The sequence below is a fragment of the Streptomyces sp. NPDC058052 genome, assembly GCF_042885515.1.
Taxonomy (GTDB): Bacteria; Actinomycetota; Actinomycetes; order Streptomycetales; family Streptomycetaceae; genus Streptomyces.
Genome location: NZ_JBHVRX010000004.1, coordinates 401,925 through 422,252, shown reverse-complemented (window position 1 = coordinate 422,252; position 20,328 = coordinate 401,925). Strand labels below are relative to the sequence as shown.

The window sequence follows — 20,328 nt, the reverse complement described above, 5'->3', positions numbered from 1 at the left end:
CGGGATGTTCACTGTCACGACCGCGAACGTCAACGGCCTCCGCGCCGCCGCCAAGAAGGGCTTCGTCGAGTGGCTGGCGGAGACCTCCGCCGACGCCGTCTGCCTCCAGGAGGTGCGCGCCGAGGAGGCGCAGCTGCCCGCGGAGGTACGGACCCCCGAGGGCTGGTTCACCGCCCACGCGCCCGCCGCCGCCAAGGGCCGCGCCGGCGTCTCGCTCTACCTGCGCCGCGAGCCCGACGCCGTCCGGATCGGCTTCGGATCGAGCGAGTTCGACGGCTCCGGCCGCTACATCGAGGCCGACCTGCCCGGCGTCACCGTCGCCAGCCTCTACCTCCCCTCCGGCGAGGCCGAGACCGAGAAGCAGGACGAGAAGTACCGCTTCATGGGCGAGTTCCTGCCCTACCTCAAGGAGCTGCGGGTCCGCGCCGCCGCCGACGGGCGCGAGGTCGTCGTCTGCGGCGACTGGAACATCGCCCACCGCGAGGCCGACCTCAAGAACTGGAAGGCCAACCGCAAGAGCGCCGGCTTCCTCCCGGAGGAGCGCGAGTGGCTCACCCGCGTCCTGGAGGAGACCGACGGCGGATACGTCGACGTGGTGCGCGCCCTCCACCCCGACCAGGAGGGCCCCTACTCCTGGTGGTCCTACCGCGGCCGCGCCTTCGACAACGACACCGGCTGGCGCATCGACTACCAGATGGCCACGCCGGGGCTGGCCGCGAAGGCCGCCAAGGCGTACGTGGAGCGGGCCGCCACCCACGCCGAGCGGTGGAGCGACCACGCCCCCGTCACGGCCGTCTACGTCCTCTAGGCACGACCGCCCTTCCCGCCCTTCCCGCCCGTCCCGGCCCTCCCGCCCGGGGTACCGTTTCCCGGAAATACGGGGCCCGGGCGGGGGGAATTCTTGAGCGCGCGCATTCTGGTCGCCGAGGACGACGAAAAGCAGTCCCGGCTCATCCGTCTCTATCTGGAACGGGAAGGGAATTCCGTCCAGGTCGTCGCGGACGGCCGGGCCGCCCTGGAGAGGATCCGGGCGGCCCGCCCGGAACTCGTCGTCCTCGACGTCATGCTGCCCTCCGTCGACGGCCTCGACGTCTGCCGGATCCTGCGCGCCGAGGGCTCCGACGTGCCGATCCTGCTGCTCACCGCCCGCGGCACCGAGGAGGACCTCCTCCTCGGCCTCGACCTCGGCGCCGACGACTACCTCGCCAAGCCCTACAGCCCCCGCGAGCTCACCGCCCGCGTCCGCGCCCTGCTGCGCCGCTCCCGCGCCGGGGGCTCCGCCCCGGCCGAGCCGATCCGGGCCGGCGGCATCACCCTCGACACCGCCCGCTTCGAGGTCACCGTCGAGGGCCGTCCCGTCGCGCTGACCGCGAAGGAGTTCGCGGTCCTGGAGGCCCTGGTCCGCGAGCCCGGCCGGGTCTTCACCCGGACCCTCATCATCGAGCGCGTCTTCGGCTTCGACAGCGACGTCCTGGAACGCACCGTCGACGCCCATGTGCGCAACCTCCGCCGCAAGCTCGAACCCGACCCGGCCCGCCCCCGCTACCTGGAGACCGTGTACGGACGCGGATACCGGATCGCCGACACGGCACCGGACGGCACCCCCGGCCCGGCCCCCGCGGAGCGCCCGTGAGCTTCCGCCTCCGGGTCCTCGCCCTCGTCCTCCTCGTCGCCGCCGCGGCCACCGCCGCCACCGCCTGGCTCACCCTCCGCCAGGCCGCCGGCCAGGTCCGCGAGTCCGCCGCCGCCGACCAGCGCTCCGTCACCCGCATCACCGAGGAGCTCCGCGGCTACGCGGCCGGGCACGGCACCTGGGACGGCGTCCTGCCGCTCGTCCGCGCCCTCGCCGAGGAGACCGGGCAGCGGATCCGGATCGGCACCGACGCCCAGGGCCAGCTCGCCGACTCCGACACCCTCCTCGGCCGCGCCCCCCGCCCCGGCGGCACCGCCCCCGCCCTCCTCGTGGACCCCCGGCCCCGGCTCGACCTGTCCTCCGCCGAGGTCCCGCTCGCCGCCACCAAGCTGGCCGGCACCGCCGTCTTCGAGTACGGCACCGGCGCCGCCTACGCCGCCTGCCTCACCCGCGCCGGGCACAAGGTCGTCACCGTCCCCGGCCTCCTCGGCCTGCCCGACTTCGAGGACGGCGGCAGGGCCCCCGGCGCACCGGCCGGGTCGGCCGCCTGCGTCCGCGTCGAGGAGGCCCCGAGCGCGGTCCACCAGGCCCACTTCGCCGCCCTCGACGCCTGCCGCACCGGACCCGCCGGCGCCTTCCACGCCTGCCTGCGGCGCGTCTTCGGCGAACGGACCGCCGCCGTCGCCCCGCAGCCCCTCACCGTCCGCCTCGGCGCCGTCGACGACGTCGGCCGCAGCCTCTCCGCCGGCCCCGCCCTCGCCGGCGCCGCCGGGGTCGCCCTCGCCGCCCTCGCCTGCGCGGCCCTCCTCAGCCGCGCCGTGCTCCGCCCCGTGCGCGCCCTCACCACCGCCACCCGCGGCCTCGGCGAGGGCGACCTCGGACGCCGGGTCCCCGCCGCCGGGAAGGACGAGATCGGCGAGCTCGGCCGCGCCTTCAACCGCATGGCCGACTCCCTCGCCGCCAGCGAGGAGCGCCAGCGCCGCCTCGTCGGCGACATCGCGCACGAACTCCGCACCCCGCTCGCCAACCTCCGCGGCTACCTGGAGGCCCTTCGCGACGGCGTCCTGGAGGCCGACCCGGAACTCCTCGACTCCCTCCACGAGGAGGTCCTCCTCCAGCAGCGGATCGTCGACGACCTCCAGGACCTGGCGCTCGCCGAGGCCGGCGCCCTCACCTACCACCGGCGCGCCCTCGACGCCCGCGACCTCCTCGACACCTGCCGCACCGCGCACAGCGCCCGCGCGGCCGCCGCCGGGGTGGAACTGGCCGTGACCGGCGCGGCGGCGGGCACGGTCCGGCTGCACGGGGACCCGGACCGGCTCCGGCAGGCGCTCGGCAACCTCGTCGGCAACGCCGTCCGGCACACCCCGCCGGGGGGCTCCGTCCGGCTGGAACTGGACCGGGAGGACGGTCGGGTACGGATCGCGGTCCGGGACACCGGCGGCGGCATCCCGGCCGCCGACCTCCCCCATCTCTTCGACCGCTTCTGGCGCGCGGACGCGGCCCGCGGGCGGGCCACCGGCGGCAGCGGCCTCGGCCTCTCCATCTGCCGGCGGATCGTCGCCGACCACGGCGGATCGGTCGGCGTCACGAGCGAGGTCGGCACGGGATCGGTGTTCACGGTGCTGCTTCCGGACGCCGGCGGCCGCGCGGACCACTGATCCGCGCGGCCACGGCCGGCCGGTCAGCTGCCGGACAGCGCCACCGTCGGGGCGAGGCGGCTCGCCCGTACCGCCGGCCAGACGCCCGCCAGCGCGCCGATCACCAGCGTGCACCCGAGTCCCGCGGCCGTCGCCCACGCCGGGACGACCGTCGGCCAGCCCCGGCCCACCGCGTACACGCCGGTGACGAGGGCGCCGAGCAGCACGCCGCCCGCCCCGCCCAGCGCCGACAGCAGCAGCGACTCCGTGACGAACTGGCCCCGGACCTGCGCCCGGGTCGCGCCCAGCGCCCGCCGCAGCCCGATCTCGGGGCGGCGCTCCAGGACCGAGATCACCATCGTGTTGGCCACGCCGACGCCGCCGACGAGCAGCGCCACCCCGCCGAGCCCGAGCAGCAGCCCGGTCAGCGTCGACTCCGTCGCCTCGCGGGCGGCGAGCGCGTCGGAGGGGCGGGAGACCCGCACCTGGCCGGGGTGGGCCGGGTCGGCGGTCGCGGCGAGCACCCCCCGTACGCCGGCGACCGCGCGGTCCTCGGCGCGGACGTACACCGTCGACGGGTGCCCGTCGAACCGCAGGTAGGCGCGGGCGGCCGGGCCGCCGACCAGCGCCGCCCCGTCCAGTTCGGGCGCGAGCGGCACCGGGTCGAGGACGCCGACCAGCGAGAACCAGCGGCCCCCGATCCACAGCCGGGTGCCCGGCGTGCGGACGTCGAGCCGCTGGGCGGCGGTGGCGCCCAGGACGACCGCCGGGTACCGCTCGGTCGCCGCGTCCAGCCAGCGGCCCCGGCCGATCCGGCCCCCGACGGCGGCGAGCAGGTCGCCGTCGGCGGCCTGGACGGTCAGCGAGCCGGTGCGGCCCTCCGGCATCCGCTCGTTGCGGTAGACGTTCGCCGCCGTACGGCCGGTGGCGGCGACCTCCAGGACCGGCGGGACGCGGCGGATCATGCGGACCGCGTCCGCCGGCAGCCTCGCCCGGTCCCCGCCCAGCTCGACGCCGGGTTCCACCCGGAGCAGGTTGGTGCCGAGCGCGTCGAGCCGGCGCTCCACCTCGGCCCGGCCGGAGCCGGAGATGCCGACCACCGCGATCATCGCGGCGACCCCGATCGCGATGCCGAGCGCGGAGAGGAAGGCCCGCAGGGGCCGGGTGCGCAGTCCGGTGCCGCCGAGGCGGACGGCGTCGCCGGGCCGGAGCCGGGCGGCCCGCAGCCGGTCGTCCCCGGTGGGGCGGGCGGCGGTGCGCGTCATGCGGGGGCTCCCGTCGAGGGACGGCCGGAGGGACCCGGGCCGGGGCCGGCGGCGGGGGCGCACGGGGCGGAGTCGGCCACCACCCGGCCGTCGCGCAGCTCCACCCGGCGGGGGAGCGCCGCCGCGATGTCCCGGTCGTGGGTGATGACCACGACCGTCGTGCCGGCCGCGTTGAGCTCGCGCAGCAGGCCGAGGACGGCGGCCCCGGAGACGGAGTCGAGGTTGCCGGTGGGTTCGTCGGCGAGGAGGACGGCCGGCTCGCCGACCACCGCCCGCGCCACCGCCACCCGCTGGCGCTCGCCGCCGGACAGCTGGTGCGGCAGGTGATGGACCCGGTGGCGGAGCCCGACCCGGGCGAGGGCGGCCGCGGCCCGCGCCCTGCGGCGGCGGCGCGGGACCCCGGCGTACAGCAGGCCGTCCGCGACGGTGTCCAGGACCGGGACGCCGACGGCCAGGTGGAACTGCTGGAAGACGAAGCCGATGCGGGTCGCCCGCAGCGCCGAGACCTGCCGGTCGGAGAGCCGGGCCACGTCGTGCCCGTCGACCAGGACCCGTCCGGACGTCGGCACGTCCAGACTGCCCATCAGGTGCAGCATGCTGGACTTGCCGGAGCCCGACGGGCCGACGATCGCGAGGAGTTCGCCGCGGCCGACGGTCAGGCTGACGTCCCGGACGGCCGCGACCCCGCCGGGGTACGTCTTCGACACCGAGCGGAACTCGACGACCGGCGCCGGTGCGGGAGCGGTCACTTCGGGATCCTCACCTTCAGGCCCTCGCGCACCTCCGGGCCGCTCACCTCGACCTTCCCGTCGGCGAACAGTCCGGTGCGGGCCGCGACGAAGCGGCCGTCGTCCGTCTCCAGGCCGTGTCCGCCCTCGGCCAGGGCGACGAGCGCGGCGACCGGCACGGCGAGGACGCCGGCGCGCTCCCGGCCCACGTACGCGACGGTGACCGGGCCGCTCTCCAGACGGCCGAGGGCCCGCTGGTCGGCGACGGTGACGGTGACGGGCACGGTCGGCGGGGCGCCCGCCTGGCCGCCCTCGGGCGCGGACGCCGTCCGCCCCACGCCCGCGACCTCGCCGGCGACCGTCCGCCCGTCGGGCAGGGTCACGGTGACGGCGGTGCCGCGGGTCGCCCAGGAGACCTCCTCGGCGGACGCCTGGACGGTGACCTTGCGGGACGAGCCGGTGAAGGACAGCGTGTTCTCGCCGGCGGGCTGGCCGGGCCGGACCCCGGGACGGCCGAGGCGGACGCGGCCGGAGGCGTACACGACGTCCCCGAGGCCGATCCGGCCCGTCTCGGGCAGGCCGAGCGAGCGCTGCCAGCGCCGCACCGCCCGCTCGGTGCCGGCGGTGAACTCCTCGTCGACGGTGAAGCCGGTGTAGCCGAGGGCGGCGAGGTTGGACTCGAACTGGAGGACGTCCATGCCGCGCAGGGGCACCGGGGCGGGCGGGGCCGGGTCGGCGGGCGGCGGCGCCGTCGCCTTGCCCGGTCCGGCGCCCGTGCCCGTACCCCCCTTGCCCGTTTCCGTGCCGTCCGTGCCCGTCTCCGGTCCGGGGGTTCCGGTGGCCGCGGGGGCCTGGGTACGGCCGAGTTCGCGGTACATCGGCAGGGTGCCGTACAGCAGCACCACCGGCCGGTCGTCGACGCGCAGCAGGGTCTCGCCGCGCCCGGCGGTGGCGCCGGGCTCCGGGAGCCAGGTGACGGTGCCGGTCGCCCGGACCGGCAGGGGGATCTCGGCGCCGTATCCCAGCTCGCCCTCGACCTCGGTGCGTTCGGTGAGCGTGGTGCGCGTGACGGCGACGGTGGAGCCGGCCCGAGGGAGGGCCCCGGGCGGCTGTCCGGCGCCGCCGCCGAGGCCGAGCCGGCCGACGACGGCGACGGCCGCGACGGCGGTGACGGAGACGGCGACGAGCAGGGTGGTCCGGTGCCGGCGGCGCGGCGGCGCGCCGCCGGCACCGGGGTCCGTCTCCGTCGCGGTGGTGGTCTCGCCCATGGCTCAGCCCTTGCCCGGGCCGGTCTCGGCGGGGCGGCCGACGATCGGCCCGCAGAGGCGGGCGGCGCGCTTGGCCGCCGCGGTGGTGGAGTCCCACTGCTGCTCGTCGCCGTAGACGTGCCCGTCGGCCTCGGGGTCGGGGAAGTCGGGGGCGCCGTTCTTCTGCATGCAGTCGGCGAACTCGACCTGCTTCCTGATCTGTTCGGGGGTGAGCTTGGGGGCGAGCCTGCGTTCCAGGGCGGCGGGGACGTTCGGGAGGTCCTTGCCGCAGTCGGCGAGGACCTTGCTCAGGGCGGGGTTCGCCTTGACCGCGCGGGCGTCGGTGAGTTCGACCTGTCCGTTCTCGTCCGGGTCGGGGGCGTCGATGCCGCCCTCGCGGAGGCAGGCCACCCAGGCCCGCTTGGCCTCGACGTACGCGGCGATCTCGGCCTCGTCGCCGCCCGCGCCGCTCGTGCCCGTCGTGGCGGCCCCGGCGCGGGGGGTGCCGGTGGTCTCCCGGGCGGTGGGGATCCCGGTCCCCGGGTCGTTCCCGCCGCAGCCGGTCAGCGCGACGGCCGCGGCCGCCGCGACGGCGGCGAGCAGCATCCGGTTCGTCCTCATCGGTTCCTCGGTCCCCGTTCCTGGCTCGGTCCGCCCGGCCGCGGGAGCGCGGCGGGGCGGACCGACCGTAGGGCGGGTCCGATGAAGAACCTTCGAAGAACCTGTCAGGGACCGGAGAGGGCGGGGATCAGGCGCCCGTGCCGCGCAGCCGCCGGTCGAGGGCCATGGAGAGCTCCGCCTCGACGACGCTCTTGGCGAGCGGCCGCAGCCGCTGGACGTCGCCCTCCCTGACGTGGGCGCCCAGCACCTCGGCGAAGAGTTCGGCGAGCGCCTCGGCGTGCTCGCGGACCCGGGCCCCGGCCTTCAGCACCTCGGCGAGCGGCACGCCCTCGCGGACGAGGGCGGCGGAGACGTCGAGGAGCCGGCGGCTGACGTGGACGATGTCCTCGCCGTCGGTGGCGAGGTAGCCGAGGTCGAGGGCGGCGGCGAGGTTCTCGGGCGTGACCTCGCCGGCGAAGTGGTCGGCCAGCTCCTCGGGGGTGAGCCGTACCGGTTCCTCCTCGGACGGCGTCCCCAGCTCCAGCACCTCCCCGACGTCCCGCCCGGACTCGAAGGCGGTGGTGAGGTCGGCGATGCCGGTGAGCGTGTGGCCGCGTTCGAGGAGTGCCGCGATGGTCCGCAGCCGGGCCAGGTGCCGCTCGTCGTACCAGGCGATCCGTCCCTCCCGGCGGGGCGGGGGGATCAGCCCCCGCTCCCGGTAGAACCGGAGGGTCCGCACGGTGATCCCGGCCGCCTCGGCCAGCTCGGCCACGCGGTACTCGTGCGGGGGCTCCGGGGCCTCCGCGGGCATCGCCTGTTCTCCTGATCGTTCCGCCACGCCCGCCAGCCTATGTTGTACCGCCGGTAACTTTCCCTCGCGCGACCCCTACCGCTCGGTATGGAGCTGCTCTACAGTCCCGACTGTGCCAGTGATTGCTGGCGGAATCTTGGCCGGGCGCACGGGAGGCGGCATGGCGAAGCACGAGCACGTTCGGGTGGCGGTGATCGGATCGGGGTTCGGCGGGCTCGGGGCCGCCGTCCGGCTGCGCCGCGAGGGGATCACCGACTTCGTCGTCCTGGAACGGGCCGACTCCGTGGGCGGCACCTGGCGGGACAACAGCTACCCCGGGTGCGCCTGCGACGTGCCCTCGCACCTCTACTCCTTCTCCTTCGCGCCCAACCCGGACTGGCCGCGCACCTTCTCCGGCCAGCGGCACATCCGGGCCTACCTGGAGCACGTCACCGACACCTTCGGGATCCGGCCGCACCTGCGGCTGAACCACGAGGTGGAGCGGATGGAGTGGGACGCCGACGCGCTGCGGTGGCAGATCACCACCAGCTCCGGATCGTTCACCGCCGACGTCGTCGTCTCCGCCACCGGACCGCTCTCCGACCCCAGGATCCCGGACATCCCGGGACTCGACGGCTTCACCGGCAAGGTCTTCCACTCGGCCCGCTGGGACCACGACTACGACCTGCGCGGCAAGCGCGTCGCCATGATCGGCACCGGCGCCTCCGCCATCCAGATCGTGCCCGCGATCCAGCCCGAGGTCGCGAAGCTGACCCTCTTCCAGCGCACCGCCCCCTGGGTCATGCCCCGCATGGACCGGGCCATCAGCGGCCCCGAGCGCTGGCTGCACCGGAAGCTGCCCGTCACCGCGACCCTGCGCCGCGGCATCCTGTGGGGCATCCGGGAGCTCCAGGTCGGCGCCTTCACCAAGCACCCGGGCGAGCTGGGCCTGGTCGAGAAGCTGGCCAAGGCCAACATCGCCAAGTCGGTCAAGGACCCGGTGCTGCGGGCCAAGCTCACCCCCTCGTACCGCATCGGCTGCAAGCGGATCCTGCTCTCCAACGCGTACTACCCGGCCCTCGCCCAGCCCAACGTCGACGTCGTCACCGGCGGGCTCAAGGAGGTCCGCGGGAACGTCGTCGTCGGCTCCGACGGCAGCGAGACCGAGGTCGACGCGATCGTCTTCGGCACCGGCTTCCACGTCACCGACATGCCGATCGCCCCGCGCGTCATCGGCGCCGACGGCCGCTCGCTCGCCGAGGCGTGGAAGGACGGCATGGAGGCGCTGCGCGGCGCCACCGCCGCCGGCTTCCCCAACTGGATGACGATCATCGGGCCCAACACCGGCCTCGGGAACTCCTCCATGATCCTCATGATCGAGTCCCAGCTGAACTACATGGCCGACTACCTGCGCCAGCTGAACGTGCTCGGCGGCCGGGCCGCGCTCGCCGCCCGGCCCTCCGCCGTCAACGCCTGGAACCGCAAGGTCCAGAACCGCATGGAGCGGACCGTCTGGAAGTCCGGCGGCTGCGACAGCTGGTACCTCGACGCCAACGGCCGCAACACCACCCTCTGGCCGGGCACCACCGGCGAGTTCCGCCGCGAGACCCGGCAGGTCGACCTCTCCGAGTACGAGGTCGTCCGCGCCCCGAAGCCGGTCGAGGCCACCCCCGGGCCGGCCGCCCGCCGCGCCGCCCGCAAGAGGGAGGCCGCCCAGTGATCCGCCTTCCCGAGCCCCGCTCCCTCACCGTCCGCTCCGCCGACGGCGCCGAACTGCACACCGAGGTGTACGGCCCCGAGGGCGCCCCCGCCGTCGTCCTCGCCCACGGCTGGACCTGCTCCATAGGCTTCTGGGCCGAGCAGATCCGGGCGCTCGCCGCCGACCACCGGGTCGTCGCCTACGACCAGCGCGGCCACGGCCGCTCCCCGGTCCCCGCCTCCGGCGGCTACTCGACCACCGCGCTCGCCGACGACCTGGAGGCCGTGCTCGCGGCCACCCTCGGGCCCGGCGAGCGGGCCGTCGTCGCCGGCCACTCCATGGGCGGCATGACGATCATGGCCGCGGCCGGCCGCCCCGGCTTCGTCCAGCACGCCGCCGCGGTCCTGCTCTGCTCGACCGGCCCGTCCCGGCTCACCTCCGAGGCGACCGTGGTGCCGCTCGGCCCCGGCGGACTGCGGACCCGGCTCACCGGCGCCGTCCTCGGCTCGAAGGCCCCGCTGGGCCCGGTCAACGGCGTCTCGAAGAAGGTCCTCAAGTACGCGACGATGGGACCGGGCTCCGCGCCCGACCGGGTCGACGCCTGCGCCCGCATCGTGCACGCCTGCCCGCGCCCGTCCCGCTACGGCTGGTCGCAGGTGCTCGCCGGGCTGGACCTGGAGGCGAACGTCCGGGAGCTCAGGGTGCCGGCCGCGGTCCTCGTCGGGACCGCCGACCGGCTCACCCCGCCGGTCCACTCCCGGGGCCTGGCCGAGGCGCTGCCGCACTGCACCGGCCTGACCGAACTGGCCGGCATGGGCCACATGACGCCGGTCGAGGCCCCGGAGGCCGTCACGGCGCAGATCCGCGAACTGACGCTCACGTATCTCGGAGTCAAGGAGGCAGGGGCATGAGCAGGGTCAGCCTGGAAGGACAGGTCGCGGTCGTCACCGGCGGCGCCCGCGGTGTCGGCGAGCTCCTCGCCCGCAAGCTCTCCGCGCGCGGCGCGAAGATCGCGCTCGTCGGCCTGGAGCCGGAGCTCCTGAAGGAGGTCGCCGGCCGGCTGCACACCGAGGCCGACTGGTGGGAGGCGGACGTCACCGACCACGAGGCGATGGCCCGGGTCGCCGCCGAGGTCAAGGAGCGGTTCGGGAAGGTCGACATCGTCGTCGCCAACGCGGGCGTGGCGGCGGGCGGTCCGTTCGCCGACTCCGACCCGGTCGCCTGGCGGCGGGTCATCGAGGTCAACCTGATCGGCGGGGCGGTCACCGGCCGCGCCTTCCTGCCGGTCCTCATGGAGTCCCGCGGGTACTTCCTCCAGATCGCCTCGCTCGCCGCGATCACCCCGGCCCCGATGATGACCGCGTACTGCGCCTCCAAGTCCGGCGTCGAGGCGTTCGCGCACAGCCTGCGCGCCGAGGTCGCGTACAAGGGCGTGAGGGTCGGCGTCGGCTACCTCTCCTGGACCGACACCGACATGGTGCGGGGCGCGGACCAGGACGACGTGATGAAGGAGCTGCGGCAGCGGCTGCCGTGGCCGTCGAACCGCACCTACCCCCTCGGCCCGGCCGTCGACCGGATCATCGAGGGCATCGAGCGGCGCTCGGCCCACGTGTACGCACAGTGGTGGCTGCGCGGGATGCAGTCGATCCGCGGCTACCTGCCCGGCCTGATCGCCACCGTCGGGCAGCGCGAGATGAAGCGCTTCGAGCCCCGGCTGGCCTCGGTCTCCACGGGGCTGGTGGGCGCGGGCGGCGCGGCGGACGAGCAGGCCCGCACGGGGAAGGCGTGACCGTGCCCCGGCACCCTCGGTAACTGATCGAAATGCGTGGAATGTTCGCTCGTGCAAGGCTGGTCGAGGCCCAGGGGCACGCTGCCCCGCACCCCCTCTCACCCTTCTAGGAGTGAACTTCATGGGCATCAAGGACCAGTTCCAGGACAAGGCGCAGGAGCTCGCCGAGCGCGGCAAGCAGGCCGTCAAGGGCAAGGACGCCAAGGACGAGGCGTCCCAGCGCGCCTCCCAGGGCCGCGAGAGCGCCCAGGAGGCGAAGGAGCGCGCCGAGCGGGAGCTGCGGGCGCGCACCGAGCGCGGCCGCGACGCCTGACGCCTGTCAGGGACGAGGGGCGCACCCGGGACGCCGGGTGCGCCCCTCGCGCGTGCGGTGGCGTAACTCACGCGCGCGCGCCGGGGGGATCTTCGTACGCTCCTCCCATGTCCGTCGCACTCGAGCGCATACGCTCCGACCACGCTCCCGCCGTTCTCGTCTTCGAGCGCGAGAACCGGGCCTTCTTCGCCGGCCGCGTCCCCGACCGGGGGGACGCGTACTTCGCCGGGTTCGACGCCCGGCACCGGGAGCTGATCGAGGCGCAGGAGGCCGGGGAGATCCACTTCCACGTGCTCGTCGCCGCCGGCGGCGAGGTCCTGGGCCGGGTCAACCTCAACGACGTGGACCCGGAGGCGGGCACCGCCGAACTCGGCTACCGGCTCGCCGAGAAGGCGACCGGCCGGGGGCTCGCCACCTTCGGGGTGCGCGAGGTGATCCGGCGGGCCGCGGAGGAGTACGGGCTCCGCAGGCTGACGGCCGTCGTGTCCCACGGCAACGACGCCTCCCGCGCGGTCCTCGCCCGCGCCGGTTTCGGTGCCGTCGGTGCCGTCGTCCTGGAGGTCGGCGAGCTGGGCACCGCCTACGAGCTGGACCTCGGCGGGAGCTTCGGGCGGGAGCGGTCCGGCACGTCCTCGTAGCCGGGCGGGTCGGCCGCGGGCTCCGAGCCCAGCAGGGCGAGGGCCTTGTGGACGGCGTCGTCGAGCTGGGCGTAGCGGCCCTCGGCCCAGTCGAGCGGGGTGCGGAGGACGGCGAGGTCGGGCACGACGCCGTGGTTCTCCACCGACCAGCCCCATTCGGTGAACCAGGCGGCGTTCATGGGGACGGTGATCTGGGTGCCGTCGCCGAGCTTGTGGCGGCCGGTCATGCCGACGACCCCGCCCCAGGTGCGCTGGCCGACGACCGGGCCGAGGCCGAGGAGCTTGAAGGCGGCGGTGATCATGTCGCCGTCGGAGGAGGTGGCCTCGTCGGCGAGGGCGACCACCGGGCCGCGCGGGGCGTTGGAGGCGTAGCTGACGGGCTGGGCGTTGCGGGTGAGGTCCCAGCCGATGATCCTGCGGGTGAGGGTCTCCACGACGAGTTCGCTGATGTGGCCGCCGGCGTTGCCGCGCACGTCGACGATGAGGGCCGGGCGGGAGACCTCCATCCGCAGGTCGCGGTTGAACTGGGCCCAGCCGGAGCCGCCCATGTCGGGGATGTGGAGGTAGCCGCAGCGGCCGCCGCTGAGCTCCCGGACGACGGCCCGGCGTTTGGCGACCCAGTCCTGGTAGCGCAGCGGGCGTTCGTCGACGAGCGGGACGACGGCGACGCGGCGGGAGCGGCCCTCGCCGCCGGCCGGGGTGAAGGTCAGCTCGACGGTGGTGCCGCCGGTGCCGGCGAGCAGCGGGTAGGGGCCGGCGACGGGGTCGACGGGCCGGCCGTCGACGTGGGTGAGGGCGGCGCCCTCGCGGATGCCGGTGCCGGCCAGCGGGGAGCGGGCCTTGGAGTCGGAGGACTCGCCGGGCAGGATCCGCTTCACCACCCAGCCGCCGTCCCGGGGCACGAGGTTGGCGCCGAGGAGGCCCTGGGGGCGCTGGTAGTGCGCGGGGCCCTCGTTGCGCCGGGCGGGGGTGACGTAGGCGTGGGAGGTGCCGAGTTCGCCCATGACCTCGCGGAGCAGGTCGGCGAACTCGTCGGGGGAGGCGACCCGTTCGAGGAGCGGCCGGTACTGGTCGAGGATCGCCGTCCAGTCGACGCCGCCCATGCCGGGCTCCCAGAAGTAGGCGCGGACGATCCGCCCGGCCTCGTCGTAGGACTGGCGCCATTCGGCGCCGGGGTCGGCGTCGTGGAGGATGCGGCGCAGGTCGAGGTAGACGGTGGAGTCGCCGTCGCCGGGCTCGGTGGCGGGGACCGCGCGCAGTTCGCCCTCGTCGAAGACGACGAGCCGGCTGCCGTCGCCGCTGACCGCGAACCAGTCGAGGTCGCGGGCGAGTTCGGTGCGGCGGGCCTTCACGACGGAGTAGTGCTCCAGGGTGGGGCGGCCGGAGGTGTCGGCGGGGTTGGCGAAGGTCTCGCCGAGGGCGCCGGAGATGGGCCAGCGCAGCCAGACGAGTCCGCCGCCGGAGACCGGGGCGAGCGCCGAGTACTTGGAGGCGGCGACGGGGAAGGGGGTGACCCGGTCGGGCAGGCCCTCGATCTCCACGGTGACCGTGCCGTCGCCGGTGTCGGCGCCGTCGTCGGCCGGGTCGAGGCCGCCGGCCGCCGGGCGCCCGTCGGGGAGCAGGGCGAAGGGGGAGGGGGTCGCGGAGGAGAGCGGGACGAGGTAGGGGCGGCAGCCGAGCGGGAAGGACAGGTCGCCGGTGTGGACGTCGTAGACGGGGTCGAAGCCGCGCCAGGAGAGGAAGGCGAGGTAGCGCCCGTCGCTGGTGAAGACCGGGTTCTCGTCCTCGAACCGGCCGTTGGTGACGTCGATGATCGCGCGCGGTCCCGGGCCGGAGATGCGGACCAGCTTGATGGAGCGCAGCGAGCGGCCGATGCCGGGGTGGGACCAGGTGAGCCAGGCGCCGTCGGGGGAGAAGGCGAGGTCGCGGACGGGGCCGTTGAGGGAGCGGATGAGTTCGGTGACCTCGCCGTTGGAGTCCTCGGTGGCGTCGACGAGGAGGAGGCGGCCGTCGTTCGAGGCGATGGCGAGGCGTTCGCCGTCGGGGTCGGCGACCAGTTCCTCGACCCGGCCCAGTTCCCCGGCGGCGAGCCGGCGCGGCGGCCGGTCGCCGCTGGCCCGGGGCAGGTAGGCGATCTCGACGGCGTCGTCGCCCTCGGCGTCGGTGACGTAGGCGATCTGGCCGCCGCTGCCGAGCATCTCGGGGAGCCGGACGCGGACGCCGGGGGTGTCGGTGATGGCGCGGGCGGGTCCGTCGCGGTGGGTGAGCCAGTACAGGCTGCCCCGTACGCCGACGGCGCTGGCCCGGCCGGTCTCGTCGACGGAGAGCGCGTCGACGTGCCGGGAGGCGGGCACCTGGTAGGGGCGGCGGCCGGCCCGCTGGCCGCCGAGGCGGACCTCCAGGCGGCGCGGTACGGAGCCGGCGGTGAGGTCGTCGACGATCCACAGCTCGCCGGCGCACTGGTAGACGACCCGGCGCCCGTCGGAGGAGGCGTGCCGGGCGTAGAAGTCGGCGTGGTCGGTGTGGCGGCGCAGGCCGGTGCCGTCGGGGCGGCAGGAGTAGAGGTTGCCGACGCCCTCGTGGTCGGAGAGGAAGGCGACCCGGTGCCCCTCCTCGCCGGGCGGCGCGGCGACGAACATCGGGTCGGCGAGGTGGCCGCCGATGTCGGGCAGGAGCCGCTCGCCGTGGAGCCAGAGGCGGCCGGTGGCGCCGCCCCGGTATCGCTTCCAGGCGGCGGGCTCATGCGGCGGGGTGCCGGTGAGCAGGAGGGTGCGGCGCTCGCCGTCGACGTCCCGGACGGCGATGTCGGAGACGGGTCCCCAGGGCATCCGGCCGCCGGGCGAGCCGTCGGTGGCGACGGTGTAGGCCCAGGAGAAGTACGAGAAGGGCTGGCCCTGCGAGGAGACGGCGAGGATGTCCCCGTCGGGGGACCAGCCGCAGACGCGGGTGTCGGTGGAGCCCCAGTGGGTGAGCTGGCGGGCGGGTCCGCCGTCGACCGGCACGAGGTGGATCTCGGGGTCGAGGCTGCGCCAGTTCGTGTAGGCGATGTGGCGCCCGTCGGGGGAGAAGCGGGGGTGTCCCGCCCGGGTGCGGTCGACGGTGAGCCGCCAGGCGCGGCCGGGGCGTTCGCCCTCGGGGGCGAGGGGGGCGATCCAGAGGTCGTCCTCGGCCGTGAAGCACAGCAGGTCGTCGTGGAGGTGCGGGAAGCGGAGGTAGGCCACGTCGTCTCTCACCCGTTCATGCTTTCCGCGCGGAGGGGGTGCGGCAACTCGTACGGTCGTACGGGTTCGCCGGCGCTGTGGCCCACGACACGTACGAAACGGTTTCGTTTCGCTGTGCGGCGGGGTACCTTCGTACCGTACGAAGAGTACGAAACCGTTTCGTTCGGCCGGAGGTTCCGCATGGCCCGCAGCAGACTCACCCCCGAGCGTGAGTCCGAGCTGTACGCGGCCGTGCTCGACCTCCTCCGCGAGGTCGGCTACGACGCCCTCACCATGGACGCCGTCGCCGCCCGCACCCACTCCAGCAAGGCCACCCTCTACCGCCAGTGGGGGAGCAAGCCGGAGCTGGTCGCCCGGGCCCTGCGCCACAACAAGCCGGTCAATCTCACCGAGATCGACACCGGCTCGCTGCGCGGCGACTTCCAGGCCCTCATGGCCCTCACCGACGACTGCCAGATGGAGAAGGACACCGCGCTGATGCGGGGTCTCGCCCATGCCGTCCACGACAACCCGGACCTGCACCGGGCCCTGCGCGAGCTGCTCATCGAACCCGAGCTGAACAGCTTCGACGAGGTCCTCGCCCGTGCCGTCCGGCGCGGCGAGATCGACCCGGACAACCCGGCTCTCAAGCTCGTCCCGCACATGCTGATCGGAGCGTTCGTCGCCCGCCCGCTGGTCGACGACCAGCCGGTCGACCACGCCTTCCTCAGCGCCTACGTCGACGCCGTCGTGCTCCCCTCACTCGGCGTCTGACCCCACCCCCGACCCCCGGGTCGGACCCGCAAGTCCCCTGCTCCACCTGACTGCGCACCGCTCACGCCGTCGGGCCGGCTCCCCATGCCCTGTCCCGCCCCACTATGGGAGTACGCACCCGTGGCCACCTTCCTGTACAAGCTGGGCCGCACCGCCTTCCGGCGCCGACGGCTCGTCGCCCTCCTCTGGGTGGCGCTCCTCGCGCTCGCCGGAGTCGGCGCCGCCACCGCGCCCGCGGCGACCTCCAGCTCCTTCTCCATCCCCGGCACCGAGGCCCAGCGAGCCTTCGACCTGCTCGAAGAGCGCTTCCCCGGCGCCGGCGCCGACGGCGCCACCGCCCGGGTCGTCTTCAAGGCCCCCGACGGCACCAAGATGACCGACGCGGCCCCCAAGGCCGTCGTCGAGGAGACCGTCGCCGCGCTGAAGTCCGGCTCGGACCAGATCGTCTCCGTCTCCGACCCCTACACGGCCCAGGCCGTCTCCCGGGACGGCTCCACCGCCTACGTCTCCGTCGCCTACAAGGTCAACGGGATGGAGCTGACCGACGAGACCCGTGAGGCCCTCAAGCAGGCCGGACACGCGGCCCAGGGCAAGGGCCTGACCGTCGAGCTCGGCGGCGACGCCCTCCAGACCATGCCCGAGACCGGCGCCGGCGAGATCGTCGGCGTCGTCATCGCCGGCATCGTCCTCGTCATCACCTTCGGCTCGCTCGTCGCGGCCGGACTCCCGCTGCTCACCGCCATCATCGGCGTCGGCATCGGCGTCTCCGCGATCACCGCGCTCGCCAGCGTCCTGGACCTCGGCACCACCACGTCCACCCTCGCGATGATGATCGGCCTCGCCGTCGGCATCGACTACGCCCTCTTCATCGTCTCCCGCTACCGCGCCGAACTGGCCGACGGGCGGGACAAGGAGGAGGCCGCCGGCCGCGCCACCGGCACCGCCGGCTCGGCCGTGGTCTTCGCCGGACTCACCGTCGTCATCGCCCTCGTCGGTCTCGCCGTCGTCAACATCCCGATGCTGACGAAGATGGGCTTCGCCGCCGCCGGCACCGTCGTCATCGCCGTCCTGATCGCCCTCACCCTCATCCCGGCGCTGCTCGGCTTCGCCGGTGACAAGGTGCTCGGCCGCAAGCAGCGCCAGGGCGCCGGGGCCCCGGAGAAGTCCGGGAAGCCGAACGCCGGCACCCGCTGGGCCCGCTTCGTCCTCCGCCGCCCGCTCTTCGTCCTGCTGGCCGGCGTCATCGGCCTCGGCGCCATCGCCGTCCCGGCCGCCTCCCTGGAGATGGGCCTGCCCGACGACGGCGTGAAGCCGGTCTCCGCGACCGAGCGCCGCGCCTACGACCTGCTCTCCGACGGCTTCGGCCCCGGCTTCAACGGCCCGCTGCTCGTCGTCGTCGACGGCGACAGGGCCACCGCCGACAAGACGGCCGCCACCATCAAGGGCCTCGACGGCATCGCCGCCGTCACTCCGGTCACGCCCAACAAGGCCGGCGACGCCGCCATGATCACGGTGATCCCGAAGGACCGCCCGTCCTCCGGCGCCACCGAGAACCTGGTCCACGACATCCGCGGCGCCACCGGCGACGACGTCCTCGTCACCGGCGCCACCGCGATGAACATCGACTTCTCGCAGAAGATGAACGACGCCCTCGTGCCCTACCTGGCACTCGTCGTCGGCCTCGCCTTCGTCCTGCTGACCGTGGTCTTCCGCTCGATCCTGGTCCCGCTCAAGGCCGCCCTCGGCTTCCTGCTGTCGGTGGTCGCCGCCCTCGGCGCCGTCGTCGCGGTCTTCCAGTGGGGCTGGCTGGGCAGCCTGTTCGGCGTCGAGCAGACCGGCCCGATCATGTCGATGATGCCGATCTTCATGGTCGGCGTGGTCTTCGGCCTCGCGATGGACTACGAGGTCTTCCTCGTGACCCGGATGCGCGAGGCGTACGTCCACGGCGAGCGGCCCGGCGAGGCGATCGTGACCGGCTTCCGGCACAGCGCCCGGGTGGTCACCGCCGCTGCGGTGATCATGATCGCGGTCTTCTCCGGCTTCATCGGGATGACCGACCAGATGATCAAGATGATCGGCTTCGGCCTCGCCGTCGCCGTCCTCTTCGACGCCTTCGTCGTCCGCATGGCCATCGTCCCGGCCGTCCTCGCGCTCCTCGGCCACAAGGCGTGGTGGCTGCCGAAGTGGCTCGACCGGGCGCTGCCCAACGTGGACGTGGAGGGCGAGGGGCTCGCCGAGGACCACGCGGGCGCCGCGAAGCCGGACCTCGTGAAGGCGTGACACCCCCGTAGTCCCCGGGGCGGCCCCTGAGCGGGGGGCGCGCCCCGGACCGCGCCGGGACCTGTGGGGACGGGGAGCCGACGCGGCCGTACGCCGTCAGTGCGTCGTCAGCGACGTACCGAGGGCGTACGTGTGTTCCAGGAACCGGTTCAGGGCGACGCTGTCGAACTGGACGACGGAGACCTCGTCCTCGCCGTGGAACTCCACCACCGTCTGCGCCCGCCCGCACGGCCAGACCGCGATGTCGCCGCGGTGCGCGGGCTCCCGCAGCCCGTCCTCCAGGAGGGTGCGGGGGAAGGACCATTCGACCCCGCCGGGGAGGACGAAGCGGACGGTGGCGGGGGAGAAGCCGGGGTCGTAGCGCAGGGTCACGGGTACGGCCCGGGCGACCGGGGCGTCGCCGATCAGCCGGCCTCGGGCACGGTCCTCGACGACGGCCATCGCGGGCTCCTCACTTCGCAGGAATGCGGTCGTGGAATGCGGTCGTGTAATGCGGTCACGGGCATGCGGTCGTGTGCGTTTTGCTACTCAATGTCGCATTCTTCCCCCGTATCGGCGCGCTCACTCCCGATGTGGCCGGACAGTGGCCGGGCTCACACGTCTGCCCCGTGCGCCGGTGCCTACGCCATCTTGTGACCCGTACGCTCTTGCAAGTCGTTTGCAGGAGCGCTCATCATTCGGGTCGTGCATGTACCTGACGGATTCATCAACGCTCCCGTGTCGGCCGTCGCCGGCGTCGTCGCCGCCGGCGCCGTCGCCGTGAGCCTGCGCGGCGCGCGCAAAGAACTCGACGAGAAGGTCGCCCCGCTCGCGGGCCTCGTCGCCGCCTTCGTCTTCGCCGTCCAGATGCTCAACTTCCCGGTCGCCGCGGGCACCAGCGGGCACCTCCTGGGAGGCGCGCTCGCCGCGATCCTCGTCGGCCCCTGGACCGGCGTCCTGTGCATCGCCGTCGTCCTGCTCATGCAGGGCGTCCTCTTCGCCGACGGCGGCCTCACCGCCCTCGGCGTCAACATCACCGTCATGGGCGTGGTGACCGTCGTCACCGCCCACTTCCTCTTCCGCGGCCTGCGCCTCGTGCTGCCCCGCACCCGGGGCGGCGTCACCGCCGCGACCTTCGTCGCCGCGCTCGTCTCCGTACCGGCCTCGGCCGCCGCCTTCACCCTGGTCTACGCCGTCGGCGGCACCACGGACGTGCCGATCGGCAAGGTCCTCACCGCCATGCTCGGCGTCCACGTCCTCATCGGCGTCGGCGAGGCCGCCATCACCGCCCTCACCGTCGGCGCCGTCCTCGCCGTCCGTCCCGACCTCGTGCACGGCGCCCGCGGCCTCACCGCCCCGCTGAAGCTCCGCGTCGACGGCGAACTCGTCGACGCGGCCCCGGCCGAGGCCCCCGCCGCCCCCGCCCCGAAGAGCACGAAGAAGGTGTGGATCGGCGGTGTCGTCACCGCCCTCGTCCTCGCCGGCGTCGTCTCCTTCTACGCGTCCCAGAGCCCCGACGGCCTGGAGAAGGTCGCCGCCGACCAGGGCATCGACGCCAAGGCCGAGGAGTACGAGCACGCCACCGCCGACTCCCCGCTCGCCGACTACGGCGTCCGGGGCGTCGACTCCGCCCGCCTCTCCGGCGGCCTCGCCGGCGTGATCGGCGTCGGCCTCACCCTCGCCGTCGGCACCGGTGCCTTCTGGGCCGTCCGCCACCGCCGGCGTACGGCCGAGACCGGCGCCCGGGTCTGAC

At 74.7% G+C, this 20,328-nt stretch carries 18 protein-coding genes; 11 read left to right on the top strand and 7 right to left on the bottom strand.

The genetic code is table 11. From position 1 onward, the window contains the following. The first annotated feature begins 4 nt into the window (after positions 1–4). The 3 genes from ACFVU3_RS08715 (at position 5) to ACFVU3_RS08705 (ending at position 3,294) form a co-directional block, all read left to right on the top strand. Positions 5–808: an exodeoxyribonuclease III gene (locus ACFVU3_RS08715; RefSeq protein WP_390064867.1), complete on the top strand. Its 804-nt coding sequence runs from the start codon at positions 5–7 to the stop codon at positions 806–808. A gap of 93 nt (positions 809–901) precedes the next feature. Then, the gene (locus ACFVU3_RS08710) at positions 902–1,633 is read left to right on the top strand and encodes a response regulator transcription factor (protein ID WP_390064866.1); all 732 of its coding nucleotides are present in this window, start codon (positions 902–904) and stop codon (positions 1,631–1,633) included. Next, positions 1,630–3,294: a sensor histidine kinase gene (locus ACFVU3_RS08705; protein WP_390064865.1), complete on the top strand. Its 1,665-nt coding sequence runs from the start codon at positions 1,630–1,632 to the stop codon at positions 3,292–3,294. Before ACFVU3_RS08710 ends, ACFVU3_RS08705 begins: the two co-directional genes overlap by 4 nt. A 23-nt stretch (positions 3,295–3,317) precedes the next feature. On the opposite strand, the gene ACFVU3_RS08700 is transcribed toward ACFVU3_RS08705, so the two are convergent. The 5 genes from ACFVU3_RS08700 to ACFVU3_RS08680 all read right to left on the bottom strand — a co-directional run bounded on the left by ACFVU3_RS08700 (position 3,318) and on the right by ACFVU3_RS08680 (position 7,924). Beyond that, entirely contained in the window at positions 3,318–4,538 is a 1,221-nt protein-coding gene (locus ACFVU3_RS08700) for an ABC transporter permease (RefSeq protein ID WP_390064864.1), read from the bottom strand. Continuing rightward, the gene (locus tag ACFVU3_RS08695; protein ID WP_390064863.1) at positions 4,535–5,287 is read right to left on the bottom strand and encodes an ABC transporter ATP-binding protein; all 753 of its coding nucleotides are present in this window, start codon (positions 5,285–5,287) and stop codon (positions 4,535–4,537) included. The genes ACFVU3_RS08700 and ACFVU3_RS08695 overlap by 4 nt, the downstream gene beginning before the upstream one ends. Then, the gene (locus ACFVU3_RS08690; RefSeq protein ID WP_390064862.1) at positions 5,284–6,534 is read right to left on the bottom strand and encodes a peptidoglycan-binding protein; all 1,251 of its coding nucleotides are present in this window, start codon (positions 6,532–6,534) and stop codon (positions 5,284–5,286) included. Before ACFVU3_RS08690 ends, ACFVU3_RS08695 begins: the two co-directional genes overlap by 4 nt. A 3-nt stretch (positions 6,535–6,537) precedes the next feature. Beyond that, on the bottom strand, positions 6,538–7,134 hold the full coding sequence (locus tag ACFVU3_RS08685; protein WP_390064860.1) for a hypothetical protein: 597 nt from the start codon (positions 7,132–7,134) through the stop codon (positions 6,538–6,540). 127 nt (positions 7,135–7,261) lie between these two features. Then, positions 7,262–7,924 carry a MerR family transcriptional regulator gene (locus ACFVU3_RS08680; RefSeq protein ID WP_390064920.1) on the bottom strand — a complete coding sequence of 221 codons (663 nt, stop codon included), beginning with the start codon at positions 7,922–7,924 and terminating at the stop codon, positions 7,262–7,264. A 160-nt stretch (positions 7,925–8,084) separates the two neighbouring features. Between ACFVU3_RS08680 and ACFVU3_RS08675 the strand changes: the two genes are divergently transcribed. From ACFVU3_RS08675 to ACFVU3_RS08655, 5 genes are all read left to right on the top strand, one after another. Next, a complete protein-coding gene (locus tag ACFVU3_RS08675) occupies positions 8,085–9,623 on the top strand; it encodes a flavin-containing monooxygenase (RefSeq protein ID WP_390064859.1) in 1,539 nt (512 codons plus the stop codon). After that, positions 9,620–10,513 (top strand): alpha/beta fold hydrolase, encoded by an 894-nt coding sequence (locus ACFVU3_RS08670; protein ID WP_390064858.1) that lies wholly within the window; start codon positions 9,620–9,622, stop codon positions 10,511–10,513. The genes ACFVU3_RS08675 and ACFVU3_RS08670 overlap by 4 nt, the downstream gene beginning before the upstream one ends. Further along, complete coding sequence (locus ACFVU3_RS08665) at positions 10,510–11,391, top strand: SDR family oxidoreductase (protein WP_390064857.1); 882 nt, start codon at positions 10,510–10,512, stop codon at positions 11,389–11,391. The genes ACFVU3_RS08670 and ACFVU3_RS08665 overlap by 4 nt, the downstream gene beginning before the upstream one ends. 121 nt (positions 11,392–11,512) lie before the next feature. Next, on the top strand, positions 11,513–11,704 hold the full coding sequence (locus tag ACFVU3_RS08660) for a hypothetical protein (RefSeq protein WP_390064856.1): 192 nt from the start codon (positions 11,513–11,515) through the stop codon (positions 11,702–11,704). Positions 11,705–11,811: 107 nt separating this feature from the next. Continuing rightward, the gene (locus tag ACFVU3_RS08655; RefSeq protein WP_390064854.1) at positions 11,812–12,342 is read left to right on the top strand and encodes a GNAT family N-acetyltransferase; all 531 of its coding nucleotides are present in this window, start codon (positions 11,812–11,814) and stop codon (positions 12,340–12,342) included. Here ACFVU3_RS08655 and ACFVU3_RS08650 read toward each other — a convergent pair. Then, positions 12,285–15,575, bottom strand: coding sequence for a S41 family peptidase (locus ACFVU3_RS08650; protein WP_390064853.1), 3,291 nt, complete (start codon positions 15,573–15,575; stop codon positions 12,285–12,287). The two genes, ACFVU3_RS08655 and ACFVU3_RS08650, sit on opposite strands and share 58 nt — an antisense overlap. Before the next feature lie 168 nt (positions 15,576–15,743). Here ACFVU3_RS08650 and ACFVU3_RS08645 point away from each other — a divergent pair, with 168 nt between their 5' ends. Then, the gene (locus tag ACFVU3_RS08645; protein ID WP_390064852.1) at positions 15,744–16,316 is read left to right on the top strand and encodes a TetR/AcrR family transcriptional regulator; all 573 of its coding nucleotides are present in this window, start codon (positions 15,744–15,746) and stop codon (positions 16,314–16,316) included. Between the two features lie 120 nt (positions 16,317–16,436). Further along, positions 16,437–18,596: an MMPL family transporter gene (locus tag ACFVU3_RS08640; RefSeq protein WP_390064850.1), complete on the top strand. Its 2,160-nt coding sequence runs from the start codon at positions 16,437–16,439 to the stop codon at positions 18,594–18,596. 96 nt (positions 18,597–18,692) lie between these two features. Here the strand turns inward: ACFVU3_RS08640 and ACFVU3_RS08635 are convergent, their stop codons facing one another. Continuing rightward, a complete protein-coding gene (locus ACFVU3_RS08635) occupies positions 18,693–19,037 on the bottom strand; it encodes an SsgA family sporulation/cell division regulator (RefSeq protein WP_390064848.1) in 345 nt (114 codons plus the stop codon). A gap of 243 nt (positions 19,038–19,280) precedes the next feature. On the opposite strand from ACFVU3_RS08635, the gene ACFVU3_RS08630 reads away from it, so the two are divergent. Continuing rightward, complete coding sequence (locus ACFVU3_RS08630; protein ID WP_390064847.1) at positions 19,281–20,327, top strand: energy-coupling factor ABC transporter permease; 1,047 nt, start codon at positions 19,281–19,283, stop codon at positions 20,325–20,327. Position 20,328: the final 1 nt, after the last annotated feature.